Source organism: Micromonospora sp. U56 (assembly GCF_018070095.1).
In the GTDB taxonomy this organism is placed as follows: Bacteria; Actinomycetota; Actinomycetes; order Mycobacteriales; family Micromonosporaceae; genus Micromonospora; species Micromonospora purpureochromogenes.
Genome location: NZ_JAGPYL010000027.1, coordinates 24,775 through 44,993, shown reverse-complemented (window position 1 = coordinate 44,993; position 20,219 = coordinate 24,775). Strand labels below are relative to the sequence as shown.

Below are 20,219 nucleotides of genomic sequence, written 5' to 3'. Positions count from 1 at the left end.
CCGGGCACCACAAGGGCTACCAGCCTCCCCGGACGGTCTACGACTGCCCGACGAGGAGATTCGCTTCCACAGCCTGGAGCTCAAGAACCGCGAAGATCCGGCTCGGCTGCTAGGGAATGCACCCAACAGATACGGACAGCACCCACAGTTGTCCCGCCCTGAACGCGGCCAGCTGCTCGGCCGTCAGCTCGAAGTGCAGCGCACGCGAAGCGCTCGTCTTCCAGCGCTTCACCCGCACTCCACAGCCGTTCCATATGCCGTGACCGATCAAGTCGCTGTCGCTAAACCCCGGATCCTCTGTTCTGGCGTTGACAACGAGTCCAGGTCCCGACACTCGGGCAAGGACATTGTCATCCGGAGGTCCGACGAAGTCAGCGACAGCGGCGCGCTCCCTCGCAGGCCCCGTACCAAAATCTAGGTAGTCGTGCACTCGCTCGTAACCGCGCACGTTGATCTGAGACACGTGGCGCTGGGCCTCGGTCTTGAAGGGGTCTAGCCAGATCAGCACGCCAAGTAGACAGGCAACAGCCGCGACAACCGACAGCAGCCATGCTCGTGTGCGTCGCGAATGGGGCGGGACGCTTCCCCCGGCGGCATGGTCGGGTTCAGGCACGACAAGACAGTAGCCAACCCGACTGGCGCAGGGGTGGGAGCGGAAGTTCGTAGCGGTGGACACGAGGTACTGCCGTGGGCCGTCCACGGGCCGGTAGCCGCGAGGCCCAGCGGTCACGAGCGGGCACGAGACGGCACCGGACCAGCCGCCAGGAGCAGGCGTTTGGGGCATGACGGCCTCATGAGCATGCTCTTCCAAACTGGAGTGCGGCCCGCCTAACCGCCCGGGCGCCATTCACTCCCCGCCGAGGCCCCTGAACGTGCCGGACTCATCGGAGGCGTCTGCGAACTCGTCGAAGTCCAGGTTCGCGATGGTCAGGTTGGCAGAGACGTCGGCGTACCAGCGGGGCGGCAGCCGGAAGGTGCGACCGGGCTCGGTGTACAGGTCGACGGCGAGCAGCGGATGCTCGTCGTCGGTCATGGTCATCACGTCGGCGAGGAACAGGTAGGTCAGCTTGTCGTCGTCGCTGGCGGCGGCATCCATGTCAGCCAGCTCCTGGACGGTTGTTCCGGCGTACATCGGGTCGCTGACGTAGGTAGCGCTCGACGCGTCCCGGCTGTCTATGGCCGCTTTCAGCACGGCCCAGGCTGCGTCGTCGCTGAAGTCGGTACGCAAGACCAGTGACGTCAGGTCCGCCGGTTGAGGCAGGGAGGTCATGCCTGGGATCTTCTCGGGCAGCGCGTCAGCAGAAAGTCAGCGAACCCGTGACAGCGGTTCCCCATCAACGAGCCGAGCCGGCTGCCGACCCGGAAGTCACCGCGACTAACGACACCGGTTGATAGCCAACTACAGCACCGACGGCCGTTCGGGACGAAGAGGTCGTCGGTTCGAATCCGGCCACCCCGACCAGAGGTAAGTGAAGGTCGGGGCCCCTCCACGGAGGGGCCTTGATCCGTTCTTGGGGCTCACCGCTCCGCAGGAGGCAACCGGCCGGGCAGCTAGCGAAGCGACCGGAAGGCGGTGCGCAGCTCTTCGGACAGGAGCTGTGGCTGTTCCCAGGCCGCGAAGTGCCCGCCCTTGTCGAGCTTGTTGTAGTGGATCAGATTGGAATACGCCCGCTCCGCCCAACTCTTCGGGGCCTGATACATCTCGTTCGGGAAGACGCTCACGGCAGCCGGGACGGAGACGCCCTTGGCTGCGAAGAAGGGGAGCTTGTTCTCCCAGTAGATGCGGGCCGCGGAAACTCCCGAGTTCATCAGCCAGAAGAGCGTGATGTTGTCGAGGACGTCGTCCCGCGTGAGGCCGACGGACTTCCCGGCGAAGGCCTGGCAGATCAGGTCCAGGCTGGCCGCGTCATGGTCGATCATGTAGCTCGCCAGCGCGATGGGCGAATCCGCGAATCCGGTCAGCGTCTCCGGACGCGTGCCCATCATGAGGGCGTAGGCGGAATGCTGCCAGAAGAAGGCGAGCTGCTCGCACGTCTGCTTCTCCTCGGCGGAGAGGTTGGACGGCAGCGAGGCCAGCGGGTTTGCCGCTCCGGTGACGCCGGTCTGAAGCAACGTGTCGATGTCGGGCGGGACGACACCGGGCATGTTGGTGTGGATGCCGGCCAGTTCCGGAGGCGCCTGCAGAGCGATGACGTCCGTGATGAGCGCCCCCCAGTCGCCGCCCTGCGCGACGAACCGCGGGTAGCCGAGGCGCCTCATCAGCTCGATCCAGGCGCTGGCGATGCGCTCCGGGCCCCAGCCGGGCTCGGTCGGCTTGCCGGAGAGCCCGAAGCCGGGCATCGACGGGATCACCAGGTGGAAGGCGTCCGAGGCGGCCGCGCCGTGTGCCGTCGGGTCGGTGAGCGGACCGACGATCTTCAGCTGCTCGATGATCGAGCCCGGCCAGCCGTGCGTGACGATGAGCGGCAGCGCGTCCTCGTGCTTCGACCGGATGTGGAGGAAGTGGATGTCCAGCCCGTCGATCTCGGTGATGAAATTCGGTACGGCGTTCAGCCGTGCCTCGACCTTGCGCCAGTCGTACTCCTTCTCCCAGTAGCGGGCGAGCGCCTGGCTGGTCTCGAGCGGCACGCCCTGGGACTGATCGCCGACGGTCTGCTTCTCCGGCCAGCGGGTGGCAGCGATACGCGCACGTAGCGCCTTCAGGTCCGCCTCGGGCACCTCAACGGTGAACGGCCGGATCTCCGCAGTCCTCGTGCGCGCTTCGGTCTTGACAGCCATGTGGCCACCTTCCGTTCGAGGTGATGAAAGGTCGAGCGGGAGACTTCTGCCCTCGTGCCGCGACAAACGGCAAAGCGCCCCGCTCCTGCCTCGCGAGGGCATTCCGATGACGGCGCTACCCGAACTTCCGGCAGGTCACAGAGGTGCACGGCCCATCTGCCCAGAGCGTAGAACGGCCCTCTACGGGTCGCGGGCCATACCACCGATCCCGCCCGGCGCTGCGGGCCGAGTCCGCCCGAGTGTCCGAATACCGGTCCGGCGGCGCTGATTCGTCACGTTCCAGGCGCCTGTCACAACCGCGCGCGGCCCGGTGTCAGTGCGGTGAGGAACCCCGGACGACCCGCCCGGGTGAGCCGCACACCGAGGAGTTCTCCTGATGTCCACCACGCACGTCGTCGTGACCCTGCTGGCCGCCGCCATGGTCGGCTTCTCCGCCACCTCCGTCTTCCTCCGCGCCCCGTGGGTCGTGCAGCCGCTGGCCGACTACGGCGTACCCCGCTCGTGGTGGCCCTGGCTCGGCACCGCCAAGGCCGCCGGCGCGGTGGGACTGGTGGCCGGCCTGTTCGTGCCGGTCGTCGGCGTGCTGGCCGGGATCGGCCTGGTGCTCTACTTCACCGGCGCCGTCGTCACCGTGCTCCGGGCGCGCTCGTACTCGCACATCCCGTTCCCCCTGCTCTACGCGGCGCCGGTGGTCGGCTCCCTGGCGCTGCTGGCCGCCTCCTGAGCGGCGCGGCAGCCCCGGACCCGGACGGCGCGGTCGCGGTGCGACCGGCCGTCCGGGGCGTCGACGGTTCAGGCGACCTTGACCGGCGCCGAGCGCAGCTCGTTGTCGTACGGGAGCGCGTCCCGGGCGTCGAGCAGTTCGGCGACCGCCCGGAAGGAGACCTTGCCGACGGCCAGGTCCTCCGGCGTGACCGTGTAGTCGATGACGAAGCGGGTGGTCTTCCCGCTGTCCGTCGCCGGTACCGGACGGGTGGACGATCCGGCGGGCAGGTAGCCGGTGGGGGTGCTCCGCTCGAGATCGACCCTGACGTTCTCGTCGTACCGGGTGCTCCGGACCTGGACGGTGACCCCGATGGTCTGCCCCACCCGCGCCGTCGACGGCACGTTCAGCTTCACGACGGCGACGTCGTGGGTCCGGACCGACACCACGTGACTGACCGACGCGGTGCCCCCGTCGACGGTGCGTACGGCGAGCCGGACGGTCCAGTCGCCGTCACCGGGGAACCGGTGCACCGGGTACGGCTCGGTCGACGTCGTCCCGTCCCCGAAGTCCCAGGCGAAGGAGGCGATGCCGGCGCCGGCCGGGTCGTAGGCGGAGCTGCCGAGGCTGACCTGGTCGTACGAGCTGGGGTCGCTCGGGTAGTGGTAGAAGTCGACGGTCGGGTCGGCCGCCACGTCGAGCTGGAAGGTGTGCGCGGCGCTGCCGTCCGAGCCCACCTGGAACAGGTACGTCCGGCCGGCCTGCGCCACGAAGGTCAGCGGGTCGTAGTCGTAGAGGGACGTGCACCCCACTCGGGCGAGCGTGGTCAGCGAGGAACCCGTGTAGGCGGCGATGCCGGCGTAACCCGGGTTCGTGCGGGCCGTGATCGAGCCGGTGGTCGTCGGCGTGTACGCGTTCCAGGCCGAGTGGCTGGAGGTGACGCAGGACGAGGGCTCGCCGGTCTCGGCGGTCGCGCCGGCGTAGTTCCGACGGCGTACGGCAGCGCGCCGACCGTGATCGCGTCGGCGAAGTCGTCGTTGGCCGGGGCCACGGCCTGGTCGAGCGAGAACCGCAGCGAACCGCCGATGGTGTCGCCGAAGCCGCCGGTGCCGACCATGAGGTGGTACGTCGTGCCCGCGGTGACCGCGAAGCGGATCCCCGACCGCTGGCTGCCGTTGTCGTCGTTGCAGGCCACCTGCGTGAGAAAGCCCTGCTCACCGGTCCAGGCCGAGAGCACGCTGTAGTAGTCGCTGCCGTACGTGTGGGCCTCGACGCGGCCGTCCACGGCCGGGGTGAAGCTGAACCAGACGGACCCCCGGTTGGCGCACCCGGTCGGGTCCGTCGGGTCCGTGGTGGCGCCGGTGGTGTCGATGGTGGTGGTGAAGGGAGTGGTCCCCACCGTCGTCGCGGCGGAGAAGTCGTCGTTCGCCGGTGCGGCGTAGGCGGCGGTCTGCCCCGCGACGAGCAGGGCGACCACCCCCGTGAACGCGACAGCGAGCCGGCCCGGCGGTCCGACCGGGTGGTCGGTCCGCCGGGCCCCGCAGGGGTACGTCAGAGCGGGCGGTTCGGCTCGCTGACCGGGCCACCGGGGTACGTGGTGGCGGCCGGGTCGGGCACGACCTCGACGTCGATGACCACGTAGTCGGTCTCGGTGGTGGTGGTCGACGTCCGGTCCTCGTCGCCCGTGCGGTGCCTGGCGGCGGCGATCCCCGCGGCGGCAGCGGCACCCGCGGCGGCGGCGCCGGCCGCGACCGCGGTGCCCGAGACACCGGCCTTGCCGCTGTCACCCGCAGACGACGCCGCGTGCGCGACACCCGGCGTGCCCACGCCGTGCCCCTCGCCGACCGAGCCGCGCCAGGCGCCGGTCTCGGCGCCCCGGGACTCGATGAAGCTCTTGAACTTCTCCAGGTCGGACTCGGCCTGCTTCTCTACGATGTTCAGCTTGTCGCCGGTCTTCTCGACCAGCCCCTCCGGCTCGTACTCCAGGTACAGCCGGACCATCGTGCGGCCCGCGCCCACCGGCTGGAAGTAGACGGCACCGGCGTTGGTGGCGCCCTCGGTCGCCGCCCAGGCGACCTTCTGGTCGGGCACCTGCTCCAGGACCCTGGCGTCCCACTCACGCTTGACGCCGGCGATCTGCGCGACCCAGTGCATCCGCTGGTCGTCCAGCTGGCGCACCTCCTGCACGCCGCCCATGAAGCGGGGGAACTCCTCGAACTGCGTCCACTGGTTGTAGGCGGTGCTGACCGGGACGTCGACTTCGATCGACTTCTCGACCACGGTGGTCATGGCAATCCTCCTCGTTCCGGTCGACCTCCCTCCACGCGGGAGGAAACAGCGTTTCTCGTCCACCAGAATCCCTACCCACCGTCGGACGGCTGAACCGGAAAATGCCGGAGCCGGCGACATCCCGCTGGTCACGGGGGGTCGCCGGCTCCGGCTTCACGTCAGGACGCGGGGCCGATGAAGTAGCCCGACTGGTCGACGACCAGGTGTGCGCTGCCTCGGCTGTTGTTGTGGACGCGGACGGTCCCGAACTGCCCGACGTTCACGGTCGCCAGGTTGGACGCCGTCTCTCCGCCGACGAAGTTGACGTTGGAGGCGTTGGGCGGCTGGGCATCGGTGCTCGGGTACATGGTGAGGAAACCGGCCTGGGTCGGCTTGGTGACCGTCAGGTTGAACACGCCACCCGTCGCCGCCGGGCAGTCACCCCAGCAGCTCGTCCGCTCGAACTGCGGGCGGAAGATGAGCCGCTCGTCCGGCTGGAGGGGCATGCCGAGGGGCCGCTCCGGCAGGCCGGTGTTGTTGCGCGTGTCGATGATCCGCACGGGCCCGTTCGGCACATAGCTGTCCGTCGCGCCGGACGCGGCGGAGCCGTAGTAGCCCGCGAGGTCCGCCACCACGTGGGTGGCGCCGGAGCTCTGGTTGTGGATGCTCACCCTGCCGCCGACCACCGGCACCACGACCAGGTTGGGGATGGTCTGCCCGGTGACGAAGTTCAGGTTCGAGGCCACCGGCACCGACGCGCCACCCGGGAACACCTTGAGCACCCCGTCAGCCGCCGGCTTCGTCACCGTGACGTTGAGGATGGCCGCCGTCGCGTCCGCCGGCATCGTGCCGGAGAGGTCGAGCTGCCGGGTGGTGTTGGCGGGGACCGCCGTGTTCCCGGCGCTACGGGTGTCCAGCACCCGCCTCGGCGCGAGCGGCTCGAATCCGGACCCACCGCCGGAGTAGAAGCCCTGGAGGTCGGCCACCACGTGTGCGGTGCCGCCGCCGCTGTTACGGATGCGGATCTTCCCGTTGCTCATCGGCACGGTGACCAGGTTCGGCACCGTCTCCTTCGGCACGAAGTTGACGTTCGACGCGTTGGGCAGCGTCGCGCCGTCCGGGTAGACGGTGAGGAAGCCGGCCGTCGTCGGCTGGGTCACCGTCACGTTGAGCACCACCGCCGTGATGTCCGCTGCGGAAGTGCCGCCCACCCGCTCGATCGGCAGCACGACCTCCGAGTTGCCGGGCACCGGCGTGGTGGTGGGCACCCCGAGCGCGGCCCGGGTGTCCAGCAGCCGGGTCGGCGCCACCGGGGTGTAGTGCGCCCCGACGACCGTGTGCAGCCGCCCGGTGCCGCTACCGGGAATGTCACGGAACCCCGTGTAGTTCACCCGGCCGACCACCGAGACCAGGCCGGCCCTGCGGAAGGTGTGGCTCATCGACGTGGCGGTGCCGACCCGCCAGTAGCGGTCGTCGCTGAACTTGAAGGCGGTCATCGAGACCGACCCGTCCATCGGGTACTTGTAGATCGGCCCCATCCTCGCGACCACGTCGAGCGGACCACCGCCGACCTTGCGGCGGATGTCGTAACCCCGAAGGTCACCCCAGCCGATCATCTCGACGGCGCCCCGGTCGTGGTAGCCGTTGCCGGTGCCGGTGTTGGCGATCTCCGGCGGGTCGGCGTGCGGGTTGTTCAGCAGGTCGGTGGCGGTGACCCCCGGCGCGGTCGCGTCGGCGGAGTCGATCGCCGGCGAGGTGGTGAGGAGCGGGTACCAGCCCCGCTCGCCGCCGGACCGGCCCCGCAGCCGGGGCGGGGCGGCGATGTCGTGGCCGCCCTGGCCCGTCGCCGCCCGGAAGGCGGCGAGGGTGGCATGGTCGGTGCCGCCCCAGTGGTAGGGCGCACCCCCGCCGGTCGGGTCGATCAGGTTGTGGTCGGCGGTGGTCTGTGACGTGGAGGCCGCAGAGACGCTGATCGCCGTGGCGGTAATCGGGTCCGCGCAGGCCTGCGGGATGGACGGCGTACCCGCGGCGGTCTGCACGATGTTGTTGCGGAGGGAGACCCCCGGGGATGCGCCGGTCACGCTGATGCCCTGCCGGCAGGTCAGCACCACGGTGTTGCCGGTGACGACCGTGCCCGGCGCGTCGGTGACGAGCATCCGGCTCTCGGAGAAGGTGCTGGCGGTCACCACCGCGCCGGTCACGCCCGCCTCGACGGACACCCCGTCGGCCGTGCCCTGGAACCAGCCTCGGCTGACGGTGACGTCGCTCGACGCGCCGGTGACCCGTACCAGGGCGGGAGCGTTGGCGGCCCGGATGGCGAGACCGTCCAACGTCACGTCGGAGGCGTCGTCGACGAGCACCGGAACGACGGTCTCCGGGGTGAGCACCGTGAAGCCCTCGACCGCGACATCGTGCACGCCGACCAGGGAGAAGACGGTGCCCGGGACGATGTTGCCGCCGACGTAGCCGACCCGGACGGACCCGTCGGGTCCATTGACCGCGCGGAAGGTGATCGGCGCGCCGCTGCTGCCCGAGCGGGTCAGCGACACCGTCTCGGGATAGTCCCCCGGCTGGACCAGCACCGTCTGACCCGGCTGGGCGGCGGCGGCCGCGGCGGAGATGGTGCAGAAGGGCGCGTCGTAGCTGCCGTCCGCGCCCGACGCGCAGTCCTTGACGCTGACGTACAGCTCCGAGCCGGACGTCGTCGCCTGGGTGACCGGCGGGGGCGCCGCCACCGCGGGCGCCGTCGGCCCCACGAGGCCGAGGCCCGCCATCAGTGGTACGACCGCGAGCCGCGCAGGTCCATGTCTTCTCATCGACCGCCCCCGTGACGTGTGAACAGATGTGTGCCGCAGCAGCGTATACCGACGTCGACCGATCCGGTTGCCGCCGAACAGGCGGGTGTCGACCAGCCCGAAACGGCATCGGCCACCCGTCCGGGCGGACGAGTGGCCGGTGGCCGCTGCTGCCCACCCGGGTAGGCGATGAGCACGCGAGACGCGCATCGATCCCAGCAGCGCTGGACGGATCACGCCGAGCCACCGTTCGGCCGGCCGTGATCGGGTCCACCGACTTGATGCACGTGGGCCGATTGATCCGTTCCCTTGGCATTGTTGACGACATGACCGCGCTGATTCGATCACGTTTGACGGACTGGACCGTATTCGTACCGATCCTTGCGGTTGTGCTGCTCGTCCTCACCTGGGGTCGCGACCTCCCCGGGGTCGCGGTCGCGCTGGTGCCCGCCTTCCTGGCCGGCGCGGTGCTCGCGGCCGTCCACCACGCCGAGGTGGTCGCGCACAAGGTCGGCGAACCGTACGGCTCGCTGGTGGCGCCGTGGCGGTCACCGTCATCGCGCGACCGTCCTGCAGGGCGGGGTCCACCTGGTGCTGCTGGCCGCGTTCGTCTTCCTCGCCGCCAGCCCCTGACGAGGGGAAGCAATGCACAGCGGCCGCGCCCCTCGTCGGGGCGCGGCCGCTGTCGGACCAGGTCAGTACTGCGGTGTGATGAAGACGCCCGCCTGGTCGACGACCGTGTGGGTGGTGCCCGAGCTGCTGTTGTGCAGCTTCAGCCCGCCGTCGGTCCCGACGATGGCGAGGTTCGACGCGGTCTCGCCGGCCACGAAGTTGACGTTCGACACCGTCGGCCGCGCCTCGTCCGCCGGGTGCGCGATGAGGACTCCGGAGGCGGTCGGCCGGGTGACGGTCAGGTTCGCCACCACCGCGGCGGGCGTCACGCAGCAGGCCAGGTTGTTGGCGTACGGAGCGACGGTGATCGTCTCCCGCGGCTGGAGCGGCGTGGTGCCCCGGTTGTACACGCCCGTGCCGTCGCGGGTGTCGGCGATCCGCAGCGGACCGTTCGGCACGTAGCTCAGCTGGCCGTCCGGCCCGAAGTGGCCGGCCAGATCCGCGATCACGTGGGTGCTGCCGGAACTGGCGTTGTGGATGCTCACCTTGAGGTCCGTCACCGGCACGATCACCAGGTTCGGGATGGTCTGGCCGGTGACGAAGTTCAGGTTCGACGCGGTCGGCACCGCTGAGCCGTACGGAAAGACCTTCAGCACGCCGTTGGCCCGCGGCCCGGTAACTGTGACGTTGAGGACGACCGCGGTGGCGGCCGGGGAGACCTTGAGGTCCAGGTCGAGCAGCCGGGTGCTGTTCGGCGCGAGCGCGCCACCCGCGGTACGGGTGTCCAGCACCCGCTTCGGGGTGCCGACGGCGAAGCCCTGCCCGGCGGCTCCGTACCAGCCCTGGAGATCGGCGATGACGTGGACGGTCCCGCTGCCGCTGTTCCGGATCCTGATCTTCCCGTTGGTCATCGGCACGGTCGCCAGGTTCGGCACCGTCTCCCGGGCCACGAAGTTGACGTTCGACGCGCTCGGGGCGCCCGGGGCGTCCGGGTAGACGGTCAGGAACCCGGCGGCCGTCGGTTGGGTCACGGTCACGTTCAGGACGACCGCGCTGATGTCCGCCGCCGGTACCCCGCCGATGCTGTTGATCGGCAGCACCACCTCGGAGTTGGCCGGTACCGGGGTGGTGGTGGCCACCCCGATCGCCGACCGGGTGTCCAGCAACCGGATCGGTGCCATCGCCGTGTAGTGCGCGCCGAGCACCACGCAGGACGGCGAAGTGGCGCCGGCGCTGGACCGGAAGTCGCTCCAGTTGACGTGCACCCGCACGCAGGCGCTCCCCGCCCGCCGGAACCGGTGGTCCACGTCGAGTGACGACCGGGCGGTCCGCCAGAGGGGGGAGTCGTCGTACTTGTAGGCGAACCGGCCACCCGGTCCGTCGGTCGTCCACTGGAAACTCGTGCTGGCCCGGAGCTTGGTGTCGAGCGGGCCCGCGCCGATCGTCCGGTGCAGCGGCTCGGTCTTCGAGTTGGTCCCCTGGACCCGCTCGACCGCGCCCCGGTCGTGGAAGCCGTTGCCGGTGCCGGTGTTGTTCCAGGTCGGATCGTCGGCGTGAGGATTCCCGAACAGGTCGGTCGCAGGTACGCCACGCGCGGTCGCGTCGGCCGAGTCCACCGCCGGGGAGCTCTGCTTCAGCCGGATGTAGCCCCGGTCGCCGCCGGCCGCGAGGTCGAGCAGCGGGTCGGCGGCGATGTCGTGCCCGCCCTGACCGGTGGCGGCCCGGAAGCCGTCCAGCGTCGGGTAGGTGGTGCCGGCCCAGGCGTACGGGGCCCAGCCGGCGGTCGGGTCGATCAGGTTGTGGTGGCTGGTGGTCTGCGGCACCGACTCCGCCGACACCGCGATGGCCACCTCGGCCACCGGCTTGACGCACGCCCCCTGCTCGGCGTAGGGCTTCACGATGTTGTTGGCGATGACGGTGCCGGGCGAGGTGCCGGTGACGTCGATGCCGGGGCCGCAGTAGGCGACGACGGTGTTGTTGGTGACAGTGGTGCCGGGGGCGTCGGTGAACACCATGCGGCCGGCCGGCACCTGGTTGGCGACGACCGTCGTGCCGGTCACGCCCGCCTCGACGGCCAGCCCCACCTTGGCGAGGGTGAAGAACCAGTTCCGGCTGATCGTCACGTCCCGGGACACGCCGGTGATCCGTACGCCGAGCGGGCCGACCCCCTGGCGGACGGCCCCGCCGTCGAGGGTGACCCGGGACGAGCCGTCGACCACTACGACGGGCGCCGTGCCCGTGCTGTCGCCGTAGAGGGTGAAGCCCTCCACGACCACGTTGTGCACCTGACGGAAGCTGAAGATCGTGCCGGTGACGGAGGTGGTGTTGTAGCGGCCGACCCGGACCATCCCGTCGGGGAGGTTGACCGCGCGGAACGTGATCGGCGCCGCCTCGGTGCCGGACCGGGTGAAGGCGACGGTTTCCGAGTACGTCCCCGGCTGCACCAGCACCGTCTGGCCGGGCTGCACGACGGCGGCGGCGGCCGAGATGGTGCAGAACGGCGCCTGCGCGCTGCCGTCGCCGCCCGGCGCGCAGTCCGCGCCGCTGACGTGCAGCTCCGAGCCGGTCGAGGCCGCCGCAGCTGCGGTCGGCGCGGGCGCCGCGACGGCGGGTGCCGGCGGCGCCACCAGACCCGCGGCCCCGATCAGGGGTACGAGCGCGAACAGGGATCGGGCAGGTCTTCTCATGGACACCCCGTGACGATGAACGAATGACGTGCCGAGGCAGCGTACCGCGGTCGATATGGGGCGGACGGCCGCCGGACGGCGATGTGGACGGTGACACGGACGGGTTCGGCCCGCCCGTCCGGACGGGCGGGCCGAACCTCGGATCAGGAAGCCGGGGCGATGAAGTAGCCCGCCTGGTCGACGACGACGTGGGTGCTGCCGCTGCTGTTGTTGTACGCGGCGATCCGGCCGTCGGCGCCGACCTTCACCACGGCCAGGTTGGACGCGGTCTCCTTCGCGACGAAGTTGACGTTCGACGCGGTCGGCGCGGCCTGGCCGGCCGGGTACGCGGTGAGCACCCCTGCGGCCGTGGGCGCGGTGACGGTCAGGTTGAGCACCGCCGCCGTCGGCTGGGGACATCCGCCGTCGCACCGCTGACTCACCAGGACGCCGACCGACGCCTTCGCATACTTCGTGAACGGCCCGTCGTAGGGCTTGATCCAGCCGGTGCGGTTCCGGCTGTCGGCGATCCGGTGCGGTCCCTGCGGCAGGTAGGTCTGGTCGGCGCCCGACGCGGCCGAACCGAAGTACCCGGCCAGGTCGGCCACCACGTGGGTGGTGCCCGAACTGGCATTGCGGATCATCGCCTTGCCGGCGACGACCGGCACGATCACCAGGTTGGGGATCGTCTGCCCGGCCACGAAGTTCAGGTTCGAGGCCACCGGCACGGGCGACCCGTCCGGGTAGACCTTGAGAACGCCGCTCGCCGTCGGCTTCGTGACGGTGACGTTCAGGATCGCGGCCCTCGCGTCCACCGGCACCCTCCCCGACAGGTCCAACCGCCGCTCACCGTTCGCGGCCAGCGCCGCGCCGGTACGGGTGTCCAGCACACGGGTCGGGGTGAACGGCTTCAGGCCCGAGCCCTGCCGGCCGTAGAAGCCCTGCAGGTCGGCCACCAGGTGCACCGTCCCGCTGCCGGTGTTGCGCAGGCGGATGCGGCCGTTGGCCATCGGCACCGTGACGAGGTTCGGGACGGTCTCCCCGGCGACGAAGTTGACGTTCGACGACTGTGGCGCGCCCACGCCGTCGCCGTCCGGGTAGACGGTGATGAACCCGGCCGCGGTCGGCCTGGTGACCGTCACGTTGAGCACCACCGCGGTGATGTCCGCGGCCGGCGTGCCACTGATGCTGGGAATCGGAAGCACGATCTCGGAGTTCGCGGCGACCGGTGTGGTGGTGGCGGTGCCGACGGCCGCCCGGGTGTCGAGCAGCCGCGTCGGCGTCACCGGCTGGTAGAGCGCACCGACCGTGGTGCAGTGGTAGTAGGTGTATTCCGCCCCGTTCCGGAAGTCGGTGAAGCTGGTGTGCGTGGTGACGCAGGCCTGCCCACCCCGACGGAACGAGTGGTCCAGTGTCCGCGCGGCGGTGACCCGCCAGAACGGCTCGTCCCAGAACCGGTAGGCGATGGAGCCGCCCTCGCCGTCGGTCGGCCAGGCGTACTGGGGCGCGGCGATCGCGGTCACGGCGAGCGGGTCACTGCCCCGCTTGCGCTGGATGCCCACCTGACCGCCGTTGACGCCACCCTGGGCCTCCACCGCGCCCCGGTCGTGGTAACCCGGACCGGTGCCCGTGTTGGCGACGGCGGGGTTGTCGCTGTGCGGGTTGAGCAGCATGTCGGTGCGGGTGAGCCCCTTGGCGGCGGCGTTCGCCGAGTCGACCGCCGGTGAGGCCGGGTCGATCGGGAAGTACATCCGGGCCGCTCCCTGCCAGTTGCCGATGCGCGGGTCGGCGGCGATGTCGTGACCGCCCTGCCCGGTGGCGGCGCGGAACGACGGCAGGTCGGGGTAGCTGGTCCCGGCCCAGGAGTAGAGGGCGCCGCCACTGATCGGGTCGATCAGGTTGTAGTCGGCGACGGACCTCTCGGTGGACTGCGGGGAGACCGCGATCGCGGTGGCGTTCTCCGTGGTGGTGCAGGCCGCGCGGAGCCGGTTGGTGCGCACGACGTTGTTCTGGATCTCCACCCCGGGGGATGCTCCGGCCACGTCGATTCCCCGGGTGCAGTAGGTGAGCACCGTGTTGTTGGTGACCACCGTGCCGGGGACGTCGGTGGCGATCAGACCCCCGTAGTAGAGCTGGTTGTGGACGACGACACTGCCGGTGACGCCCGGGTCGATCCGCACCGCCGGCTGCGGAGTCGCGGCGACGTTGCTGAAGAAGCCCCGACTGATGGTGACGTCGCTGGACCCTCCGGTGATGCGCACGACCTCGGGGCCGCGCGAAACGGAGGCCGTGACGCCGTCGACGGTGACCCGGCTCGAGCCGTCGACCACGAGGGGCGTCTTTTCCGGCTGGGTCGCCAGCCGGAAGCCCTCGATCACGACGTCGTGCACTCCGGTCACGGTGAAGACCGTGCCGATGGTGGCGTTACCGTCGAGGCTGCCCACGTCGACCCGGCCCTCCGGCCCGTTGACGGCGCGGAAGGTGATGGGGGCGTCCGCCGTGCCCGAGCGGTTGAAGGTCACCGCCTCCGCATAGGCGCCGGGCTGCACCAGTACGGTCTGGCCCGGCTGGGCCACGGCCGCCGCCGCCGAGATCGTGCAGAACGGCGCGGTCATGCTGCCGTTGCCGCCCGGCGCGCAGTCCTTGTTGCTCACGTACAACTCGCTCGCCACCGCCTCGGTGACCGGCGCTGGCGCGGCGACCGCCGCGGGCGCCGCCGGGGCCACCAGGCCCGCACCGCCGACCAGTGGTACGACCGCGAGCCGTACCCACGCACGTCTGTCCATCATCCGCCCCCGTGACGAATCGATCATGCCTGGCCGGAGCGTATCGTGACGGACGCCGATGTGATCAGGGTCGGACGGGCGGCGCTCGTCGGCCGATCGGCCAGGCCCGGACGGCGCAGCGGCCGCATCCCGGTGTCGGGACGCGGCCGCTGCGGACCGGCGGTGACCGTCAGGCCGGGGCGATGAAGTACCCGGACTGGTCGACGATGGCGTGGGTGTCGCCGCTGCTGTTGTTGAACGCCGCAACCTGGCCGTTGGCGCCGACCTTGACCACGGCCAGGTTGGCGGCCGTCTCGCCGGCGACGAAGTTGACGTTCGACGCGGTCGGAGCCGCCTCGTCCGCCGGGTACGCGGTCAGCACCCCCGCGGCCGTCGGCCCGGTGACGGTCAGGTTCAGCACCGCGGCGGTCGGCCGGGGGCACTCGACGCCACAGCCCGTCTCGCTCTTCACCGTGACCGACGCCTTCTGGTACCTGCTCAGCTTGCCGGGGAAGACCCCCAGCCAACCCGAGCCGTCCCGGGTGTCGGCGATCCGGGTCGGCCCGTACGGCACGTACACCTGGTTGGCGCCCGACGCGGCCGAGCCGAAGTAGCCGGCCAGGTCGGCGACCACGTGCGTGGTGCCGGAGCTGGCGTTGCGGATCATCACCTTGCCGGCGACCACCGGCACGATCACCAGGTTGGGGATCGTCTGCCCGGCCACGAAGTTGAGGTTCGAAGCCACCGGCACCGGCGAGCCGTACGGGTAGACCTTCAGCACGCCGGCCGCGGTCGGCTTGGTGACCGTCACGTTCAGGATCGCCGCCGTCGCGTCGGCCGGAAGCCGGCCGGCGAAGTCCAGCTGCCGGTCGGCGTTCCCGGCCACCGGCGTCGACGTCCGGGTGTCCAGCACCCGCACCGGGCTGAGCGGCTTGAAGCCGGAGCCCTGCCGGCCGTGGAAGCCCTGCAGGTCGGCGACCAGGTGCACGGTGCCGCTGCTGGTGTTGCGGAAGCGGATGCTGTCGCCCATCGGCACGGTGACCAGGTTCGGCACGGTCTCGTTGGCGACGAAGTTGACGTTCGACGAGCCGGGCAGCGGGGTGCCGTCCGGGTAGACGGTGATGAAGCCCGACGCCGTCGGCCTGGTGACCGTGACGTTGAGGACCAGCGCGGTGATGTCCCGGGCCGGCACGCCGCCGACGCTCGGGACCGGCAGGACGACCTCGCCCTTCGGCGGCACCGCCGTGGTGGTGGCGGTGCCGATCGCCGCCCGGGTGTCCAGCAGCCGGGTCGGCGCCACCGGCGTGTAGGGCGCCCCGACCGTGGTGCAGTGGGAGTAGCTGTACTCGGCGGCGACCCGGAACCCGGTGAAGCTGGTCCGGGTCAGTACGCAGGCCGGACCGCCCCGGCGGAAGGAGTGGTCGCGGGTCCGGGCGTCGGTCACCCGCCAGAACTTCTCGTCGGCGAACTTGTACGCGATGGCGCCACCGTCACCGCCGGTCGGCCAGGCGTACTGCGGGGCGGCGATCGCCGTCACGGCGAACGGATCGCTGCCCCGCTGCCGCTGGATGCCGACCTGGCCGCCGATCACGCCGCCCTGCGCCTCGACCGCGCCCCGGTCGTGGTAGCCGGAACCGGTGCCGGTGTTGGCGACGGCGGGGTTGTCGGTACGCGGGTTGCCCAGCATGTCGGTGCGGGCGACCCCTTCGGCCGAGGCGTTGCCGGAGTCGACCGCAGGCGAGTTCGACTGCAGGGGGAACCACGACCGCATGACGGTCCGCTGGCTTCCGAGCAGCGGGTCCGCCACGATGTCGTGACCGCCCTGCCCGGTAGCCGCACGGAAGGCGGCCAGGTCCTGGTACGCCGTGTCGCCCCAGGAGTAGAGGGCCCCACCCGTGATCGGGTCGACCAGGTTGTAATCCAGCACCGTGCCGGCCACGGACGAGGCCGAGACCGCGATGGCGGTCGCGTTGGCCGGCGTGGTGCACGCCTGCCGGGCCCGGTTGGTGCGCACGATGTTGTTCTCGATCGACACCCCCGGCGAGGCCCCGGTCACGTCGATCCCCCGGACGCAGTTCGTCACGAAGGTGTTGTTGGTGATCACGGTGCCCGGCGCGTCGGTCACCCGCAGCCCGGAGTAGGAGAACTGGTTGCCGCTCACCACCACGCCGGTGACCCCGGCGTCGATCGCGAGGCCCGGATTGCCCGCGGGCAGGTTCCCCAAGTAGCTCCGGCTGACGGTGACGCCGTCCGAATCACCGGTGATCTGCACGGCGCCCAGCAGCGGACGCGACGCCAGAACGGCGGCCCCGTCGATGGTGATCCGGTCCGAGCCGTCCACCACCGCGGCGGCCTGGCCGCTACTGGTGACCAGGCGGAAGCCCTCGATCACGACGTCGTGCACCCCGGCGAGGGTGAAGACCGGGCCGGTCGCGGCGCTGCCGCTGACGTTGCCGACCGCGACCGAACCGTCCGGGCCGTTGACCGCCCGGAAGGTGATCGGCGCGCCCTCGACGCCCGAGCGGGTGAAGGCGACGGTCTCCGCATAGTTGCCCGGCTGCACCAGCACCGTCTGCCCGGACTGGGCCACCGCGGCCGCCGCCGAGATGGTGCAGAACGGCCGGTGCGCACTGCCGTCGCCGCCCGGCGCGCAGTACAAGTTGCTCACGTACAGCTCGTCGGCCACCGCCTGGGTGACCGGCACCGGCGCGGCGACCGCCGCGGGCGCCGCCGGACCCACCAGGCCCGCACCGCCGACCAGTGGTACGACCGCGAGCCGTACCCACGCACGTCTGTCCATCAACCGCCCCCGTGACAAGTCGATCATGTTGTGCGCGGAGCATATCGGGACGACTGCCGATTTCATCAGCGCCGATTGGTCGGTGCCCTCGCCCGTTCGGCCAGCGCCGCAACGGGGATGACGTGCGTCGCGCCGCCGCTCTTTGTGGAACGCGCTGATCTCCCCGCCGGCACCGATCTTGACGACGGCCAGGTTGGACGCGGTCTCCTTGAGCACCGAAGCTCTCGGCTTCGGGCAGGCCCCGTAGCAGGGATGCTGGCTCGACGTCACCGGGCGTCTGGTCGCCCCGACGCCCTCGACGAGGCTCAGTCGTGCCGTTCGGTGCGTTCGATCTCGGTGAACGCCGCCCCCAGGTAGCCCTCGACCGGCCGCCCGGTCACCGCGAGCAGATCGGCGACCAGCAGCGGGGCGTGCCGGGCGATCGCCGCCGGATCGGGCGGGGAGTCGTCCTCGCCCGGGTCGTACACGCCGAGCGCGGAGGCCAGCAGGACCAGCACCACGTGCGGGTCGACCTCCGGCCGCCACGGCACCGCCGCCCGGACGCAGTGCTCCAGCACCTGCCGGACGTCATCGCCGTCCAGCCCGTCCGGGTGGGTCTCCTCGAGCAGCAGCCGCACCACCGCGCCGAGGACCAGGCCGGACCGCTCGGCCCCGCCGAGCCGCGCGGTCGCCGCCTCGTACGCCGCACCGTCGCGGGCCTTCGCGGCCTCGACTGCGTCGGCGGCGGCGACGGCGATCTCGCGGGCCGATGCGGGCAGGTGTCGCCAGGTCACGCTCACCGGGCCAGCATGGCAGAGCCGACCGACAGCGCCGGTGGGCCGGAGGCTCAGCCCCCGGTCCGCCGTCCCCGACCCGTCCGGCCGGGCTCGACAACGCCACGGGCCACCAGCGGCGCGGCGACCAGGTGCGCGACGACCACCAGACTGAGCGGCACCGCCGACCGTTCCAGCCGTTCCCCCTGGCCGGCCGACGACAGGACGATGCCGGCACCGCAACAAAGGACGCCGGTGAGCAGGGCGCCGACCAGGGGCACCGCCCAGGGCCGGGGCAGGCGCAGCCCCCCGGCGACGAGCAGACCGAGGAGCAGAGTCGCCGGTAGGCCGATGCCCACCGTGAGGGAGACCTCGTCGCCGAGGGCCACGACACCGGACCCGTTGGCGGCGTCTGCCGCCGTTTCCGCCGCGAGTCGTGCATCGACCAACCGGCGGGCGTACGCCGCGGCGGCCAGCCAGGCGGCCGCGACGCCGACGCCGACGAGGGCGCCACGGGTGCCGTACGACAGCAACGTCCCCGTGGTCGAGGCCGGGTGACGGTCAGCGGTCATGCCGGAGGCTACCGCGAAGCCGGCCCTGCGACGTGTGTTCGGTCATGCCCGGGCCGGTCTCTGCGCGCAAGCGGCGGCAAAATGCGTCGCGCCCTGTCAGACCCGCTGGAAAGAATCGCGGCATGCTGCGCCGATCCCTCCCCCGCCGTCCGGAAGCCCGACGCATCCTGCTCGGCACCCTGCTGTCGGCGATCGGTCGCGGCCTCACTCTGCCGTTCCTGTTCATCTACCTGACCGACGTGCGCGGGCTCTCCGACCCGCGCGCCGGCCTGGTCATCGGCTGGTACGGCGCGGTCACCCTGGCGCTCTCCCCGCTGGGCGGGACGCTGATCGACCGGTTCGGCGCCCGCCGGGTGGTGCTGCCGTCCCTGCTCATCGAGGCGATCGGTACCGGGTCGCTCGCGCTGGTCGACTCGACCGCCTCCGCGTTCGGGGTGGCCACGGTGATCGCGATCGGCAGCTCCGCGATCTGGTCGGGGCAGAACACCATTCTCGCCTCGCTCACCGCCGACGACGAGCGGCAGCGGGTGTACGGGCTGAACTTCGCCCTGCTCAACCTCGGCATCGGCATCGGCGGCCTGACCTCCGGCGCCATCGTCGACGTCGCCCGACCGGTGACCTTCCAGGCGATCTACCTGCTCGACGCGCTCAGCTACCTGACGCCGGCGGTCATCCTGCTGACCCTGCCGCACGTCGGGCACCGGCTCGCCGCCGGCGCGGCGGGCGCGAAGACGGGCGGCGGGGGTTACCTCACGGTGCTGCGGGACCGCCCGTTCCGCCGCCTGGTGATCTTCGGGCTGGTGCTCACCACCTGCGGGTACGCCCAGATCGAGGTCGGTTTCACCGCGTACGCGGTCCGGGTGGTCGAGGTGACCCCGCGCGTCGTCGCCTGGGCACTGGCCGGCAACACTCTGATGATCGTGCTCTCCCAGCTGCTGGTGATCAGGCGGATGGAGGGGCGCAGCCGCACCGGAGGGCTCGCGGTGGTCGGTGCGGTCTTCGCGACCGCCTGGCTCACCCTCGGCGCGGCCGGGCTGATCGGCACCGGCAACGCCCTGGTGGCGGCGCTCGGCGTGGTGGCCTGCGCGGCGATCTTCGGGTTCGGCGAGACCATGCTGTCGCCGGTGATGCCGGCGCTGACCAACGCGCTCGCCACCGACGAACTGCGCGGCCGGTACAACGCGATGAGCTCGATGATCTTCGGGATCAGCGGGGTGATCGGTCCGGTCACCGCCGGCCCGCTGATCGGCGCCGCCGACGGCAAGGTCTGGGTCGCCGTCGTGGTGGGTGGCTGCCTGGCCGCCTCGCTGATCGCCCTCTCCCTGCGCCCCCTGCTCACCGCCATCCAGGACGGCCGGCCCGCCGCCACCGCCCACCGCACCCCCGAACCCACCCCCGCCTGACTCCCTGCACCGCCCCCCAGCCCGCGCTTCACCCGCGCCCCGCGCTTCACCACGCCGCGCCCACCCCGCCGCAAAAGCCGCCCACTTTCACGGAAAGCGTGGCTA

At 71.3% G+C, this 20,219-nt stretch carries 13 protein-coding genes and 2 pseudogenes; 3 read left to right on the top strand and 12 right to left on the bottom strand.

The window, feature by feature from the left end; translation table 11 throughout:
* Positions 1-109: 109 nt before the first annotated feature.
* From KBX37_RS12465 to KBX37_RS12455, 3 genes are all read right to left on the bottom strand, one after another.
* Complete coding sequence (locus KBX37_RS12465) at positions 110-613, bottom strand: hypothetical protein (protein WP_210776065.1); 504 nt, start codon at positions 611-613, stop codon at positions 110-112.
* Positions 614-847: 234 nt separating this feature from the next.
* On the bottom strand, positions 848-1,270 hold the full coding sequence (locus tag KBX37_RS12460) for a hypothetical protein (RefSeq protein WP_210776064.1): 423 nt from the start codon (positions 1,268-1,270) through the stop codon (positions 848-850).
* 281 nt (positions 1,271-1,551) lie between these two features.
* Positions 1,552-2,778: an epoxide hydrolase family protein gene (locus KBX37_RS12455; RefSeq protein ID WP_210776063.1), complete on the bottom strand. Its 1,227-nt coding sequence runs from the start codon at positions 2,776-2,778 to the stop codon at positions 1,552-1,554.
* 376 nt (positions 2,779-3,154) lie between these two features.
* Between KBX37_RS12455 and KBX37_RS12450 the strand changes: the two genes are divergently transcribed.
* Positions 3,155-3,502: a DoxX family protein gene (locus KBX37_RS12450; RefSeq protein ID WP_210776062.1), complete on the top strand. Its 348-nt coding sequence runs from the start codon at positions 3,155-3,157 to the stop codon at positions 3,500-3,502.
* A 68-nt stretch (positions 3,503-3,570) separates the two neighbouring features.
* On the opposite strand, the gene KBX37_RS12445 is transcribed toward KBX37_RS12450, so the two are convergent.
* The 4 genes and pseudogenes from KBX37_RS12445 to KBX37_RS12430 all read right to left on the bottom strand — a co-directional run bounded on the left by KBX37_RS12445 (position 3,571) and on the right by KBX37_RS12430 (position 8,523).
* Positions 3,571-4,293 (bottom strand): PKD domain-containing protein, encoded by a 723-nt coding sequence (locus KBX37_RS12445; protein WP_210776061.1) that lies wholly within the window; start codon positions 4,291-4,293, stop codon positions 3,571-3,573.
* A gap of 14 nt (positions 4,294-4,307) precedes the next feature.
* Positions 4,308-4,958, bottom strand: a complete 651-nt coding sequence (locus KBX37_RS12440; protein WP_210776060.1) for a hypothetical protein — start codon at positions 4,956-4,958, stop codon at positions 4,308-4,310.
* Between the two features lie 365 nt (positions 4,959-5,323).
* Positions 5,324-5,770: pseudogene (locus KBX37_RS12435) on the bottom strand (SRPBCC family protein); the annotation flags it as partial.
* Between the two features lie 158 nt (positions 5,771-5,928).
* Positions 5,929-8,523 (bottom strand): hypothetical protein, encoded by a 2,595-nt coding sequence (locus KBX37_RS12430; RefSeq protein ID WP_210776059.1) that lies wholly within the window; start codon positions 8,521-8,523, stop codon positions 5,929-5,931.
* Between the two features lie 347 nt (positions 8,524-8,870).
* On the opposite strand from KBX37_RS12430, the pseudogene KBX37_RS34425 reads away from it, so the two are divergent.
* A pseudogene (locus tag KBX37_RS34425) lies at positions 8,871-9,103 on the top strand (ionic transporter y4hA); the annotation flags it as partial.
* Between the two features lie 136 nt (positions 9,104-9,239).
* Here the strand turns inward: KBX37_RS34425 and KBX37_RS12425 are convergent.
* The 5 genes from KBX37_RS12425 to KBX37_RS12405 form a co-directional block, all read right to left on the bottom strand.
* Entirely contained in the window at positions 9,240-11,843 is a 2,604-nt protein-coding gene (locus tag KBX37_RS12425; RefSeq protein WP_210776058.1) for a DUF1565 domain-containing protein, read from the bottom strand.
* A 143-nt stretch (positions 11,844-11,986) separates the two neighbouring features.
* Positions 11,987-14,635: a right-handed parallel beta-helix repeat-containing protein gene (locus KBX37_RS12420; protein WP_210776057.1), complete on the bottom strand. Its 2,649-nt coding sequence runs from the start codon at positions 14,633-14,635 to the stop codon at positions 11,987-11,989.
* A gap of 142 nt (positions 14,636-14,777) precedes the next feature.
* On the bottom strand, positions 14,778-17,387 hold the full coding sequence (locus KBX37_RS12415; RefSeq protein ID WP_210776056.1) for a right-handed parallel beta-helix repeat-containing protein: 2,610 nt from the start codon (positions 17,385-17,387) through the stop codon (positions 14,778-14,780).
* Between the two features lie 305 nt (positions 17,388-17,692).
* Positions 17,693-18,166: a hypothetical protein gene (locus tag KBX37_RS12410; RefSeq protein ID WP_210776055.1), complete on the bottom strand. Its 474-nt coding sequence runs from the start codon at positions 18,164-18,166 to the stop codon at positions 17,693-17,695.
* A gap of 47 nt (positions 18,167-18,213) precedes the next feature.
* Positions 18,214-18,711, bottom strand: coding sequence for a hypothetical protein (locus tag KBX37_RS12405; protein WP_210776054.1), 498 nt, complete (start codon positions 18,709-18,711; stop codon positions 18,214-18,216).
* A gap of 122 nt (positions 18,712-18,833) precedes the next feature.
* Here KBX37_RS12405 and KBX37_RS12400 point away from each other — a divergent pair, with 122 nt between their 5' ends.
* A complete protein-coding gene (locus KBX37_RS12400) occupies positions 18,834-20,114 on the top strand; it encodes an MFS transporter (protein ID WP_210776053.1) in 1,281 nt (426 codons plus the stop codon).
* Positions 20,115-20,219 lie beyond the last annotated feature (105 nt).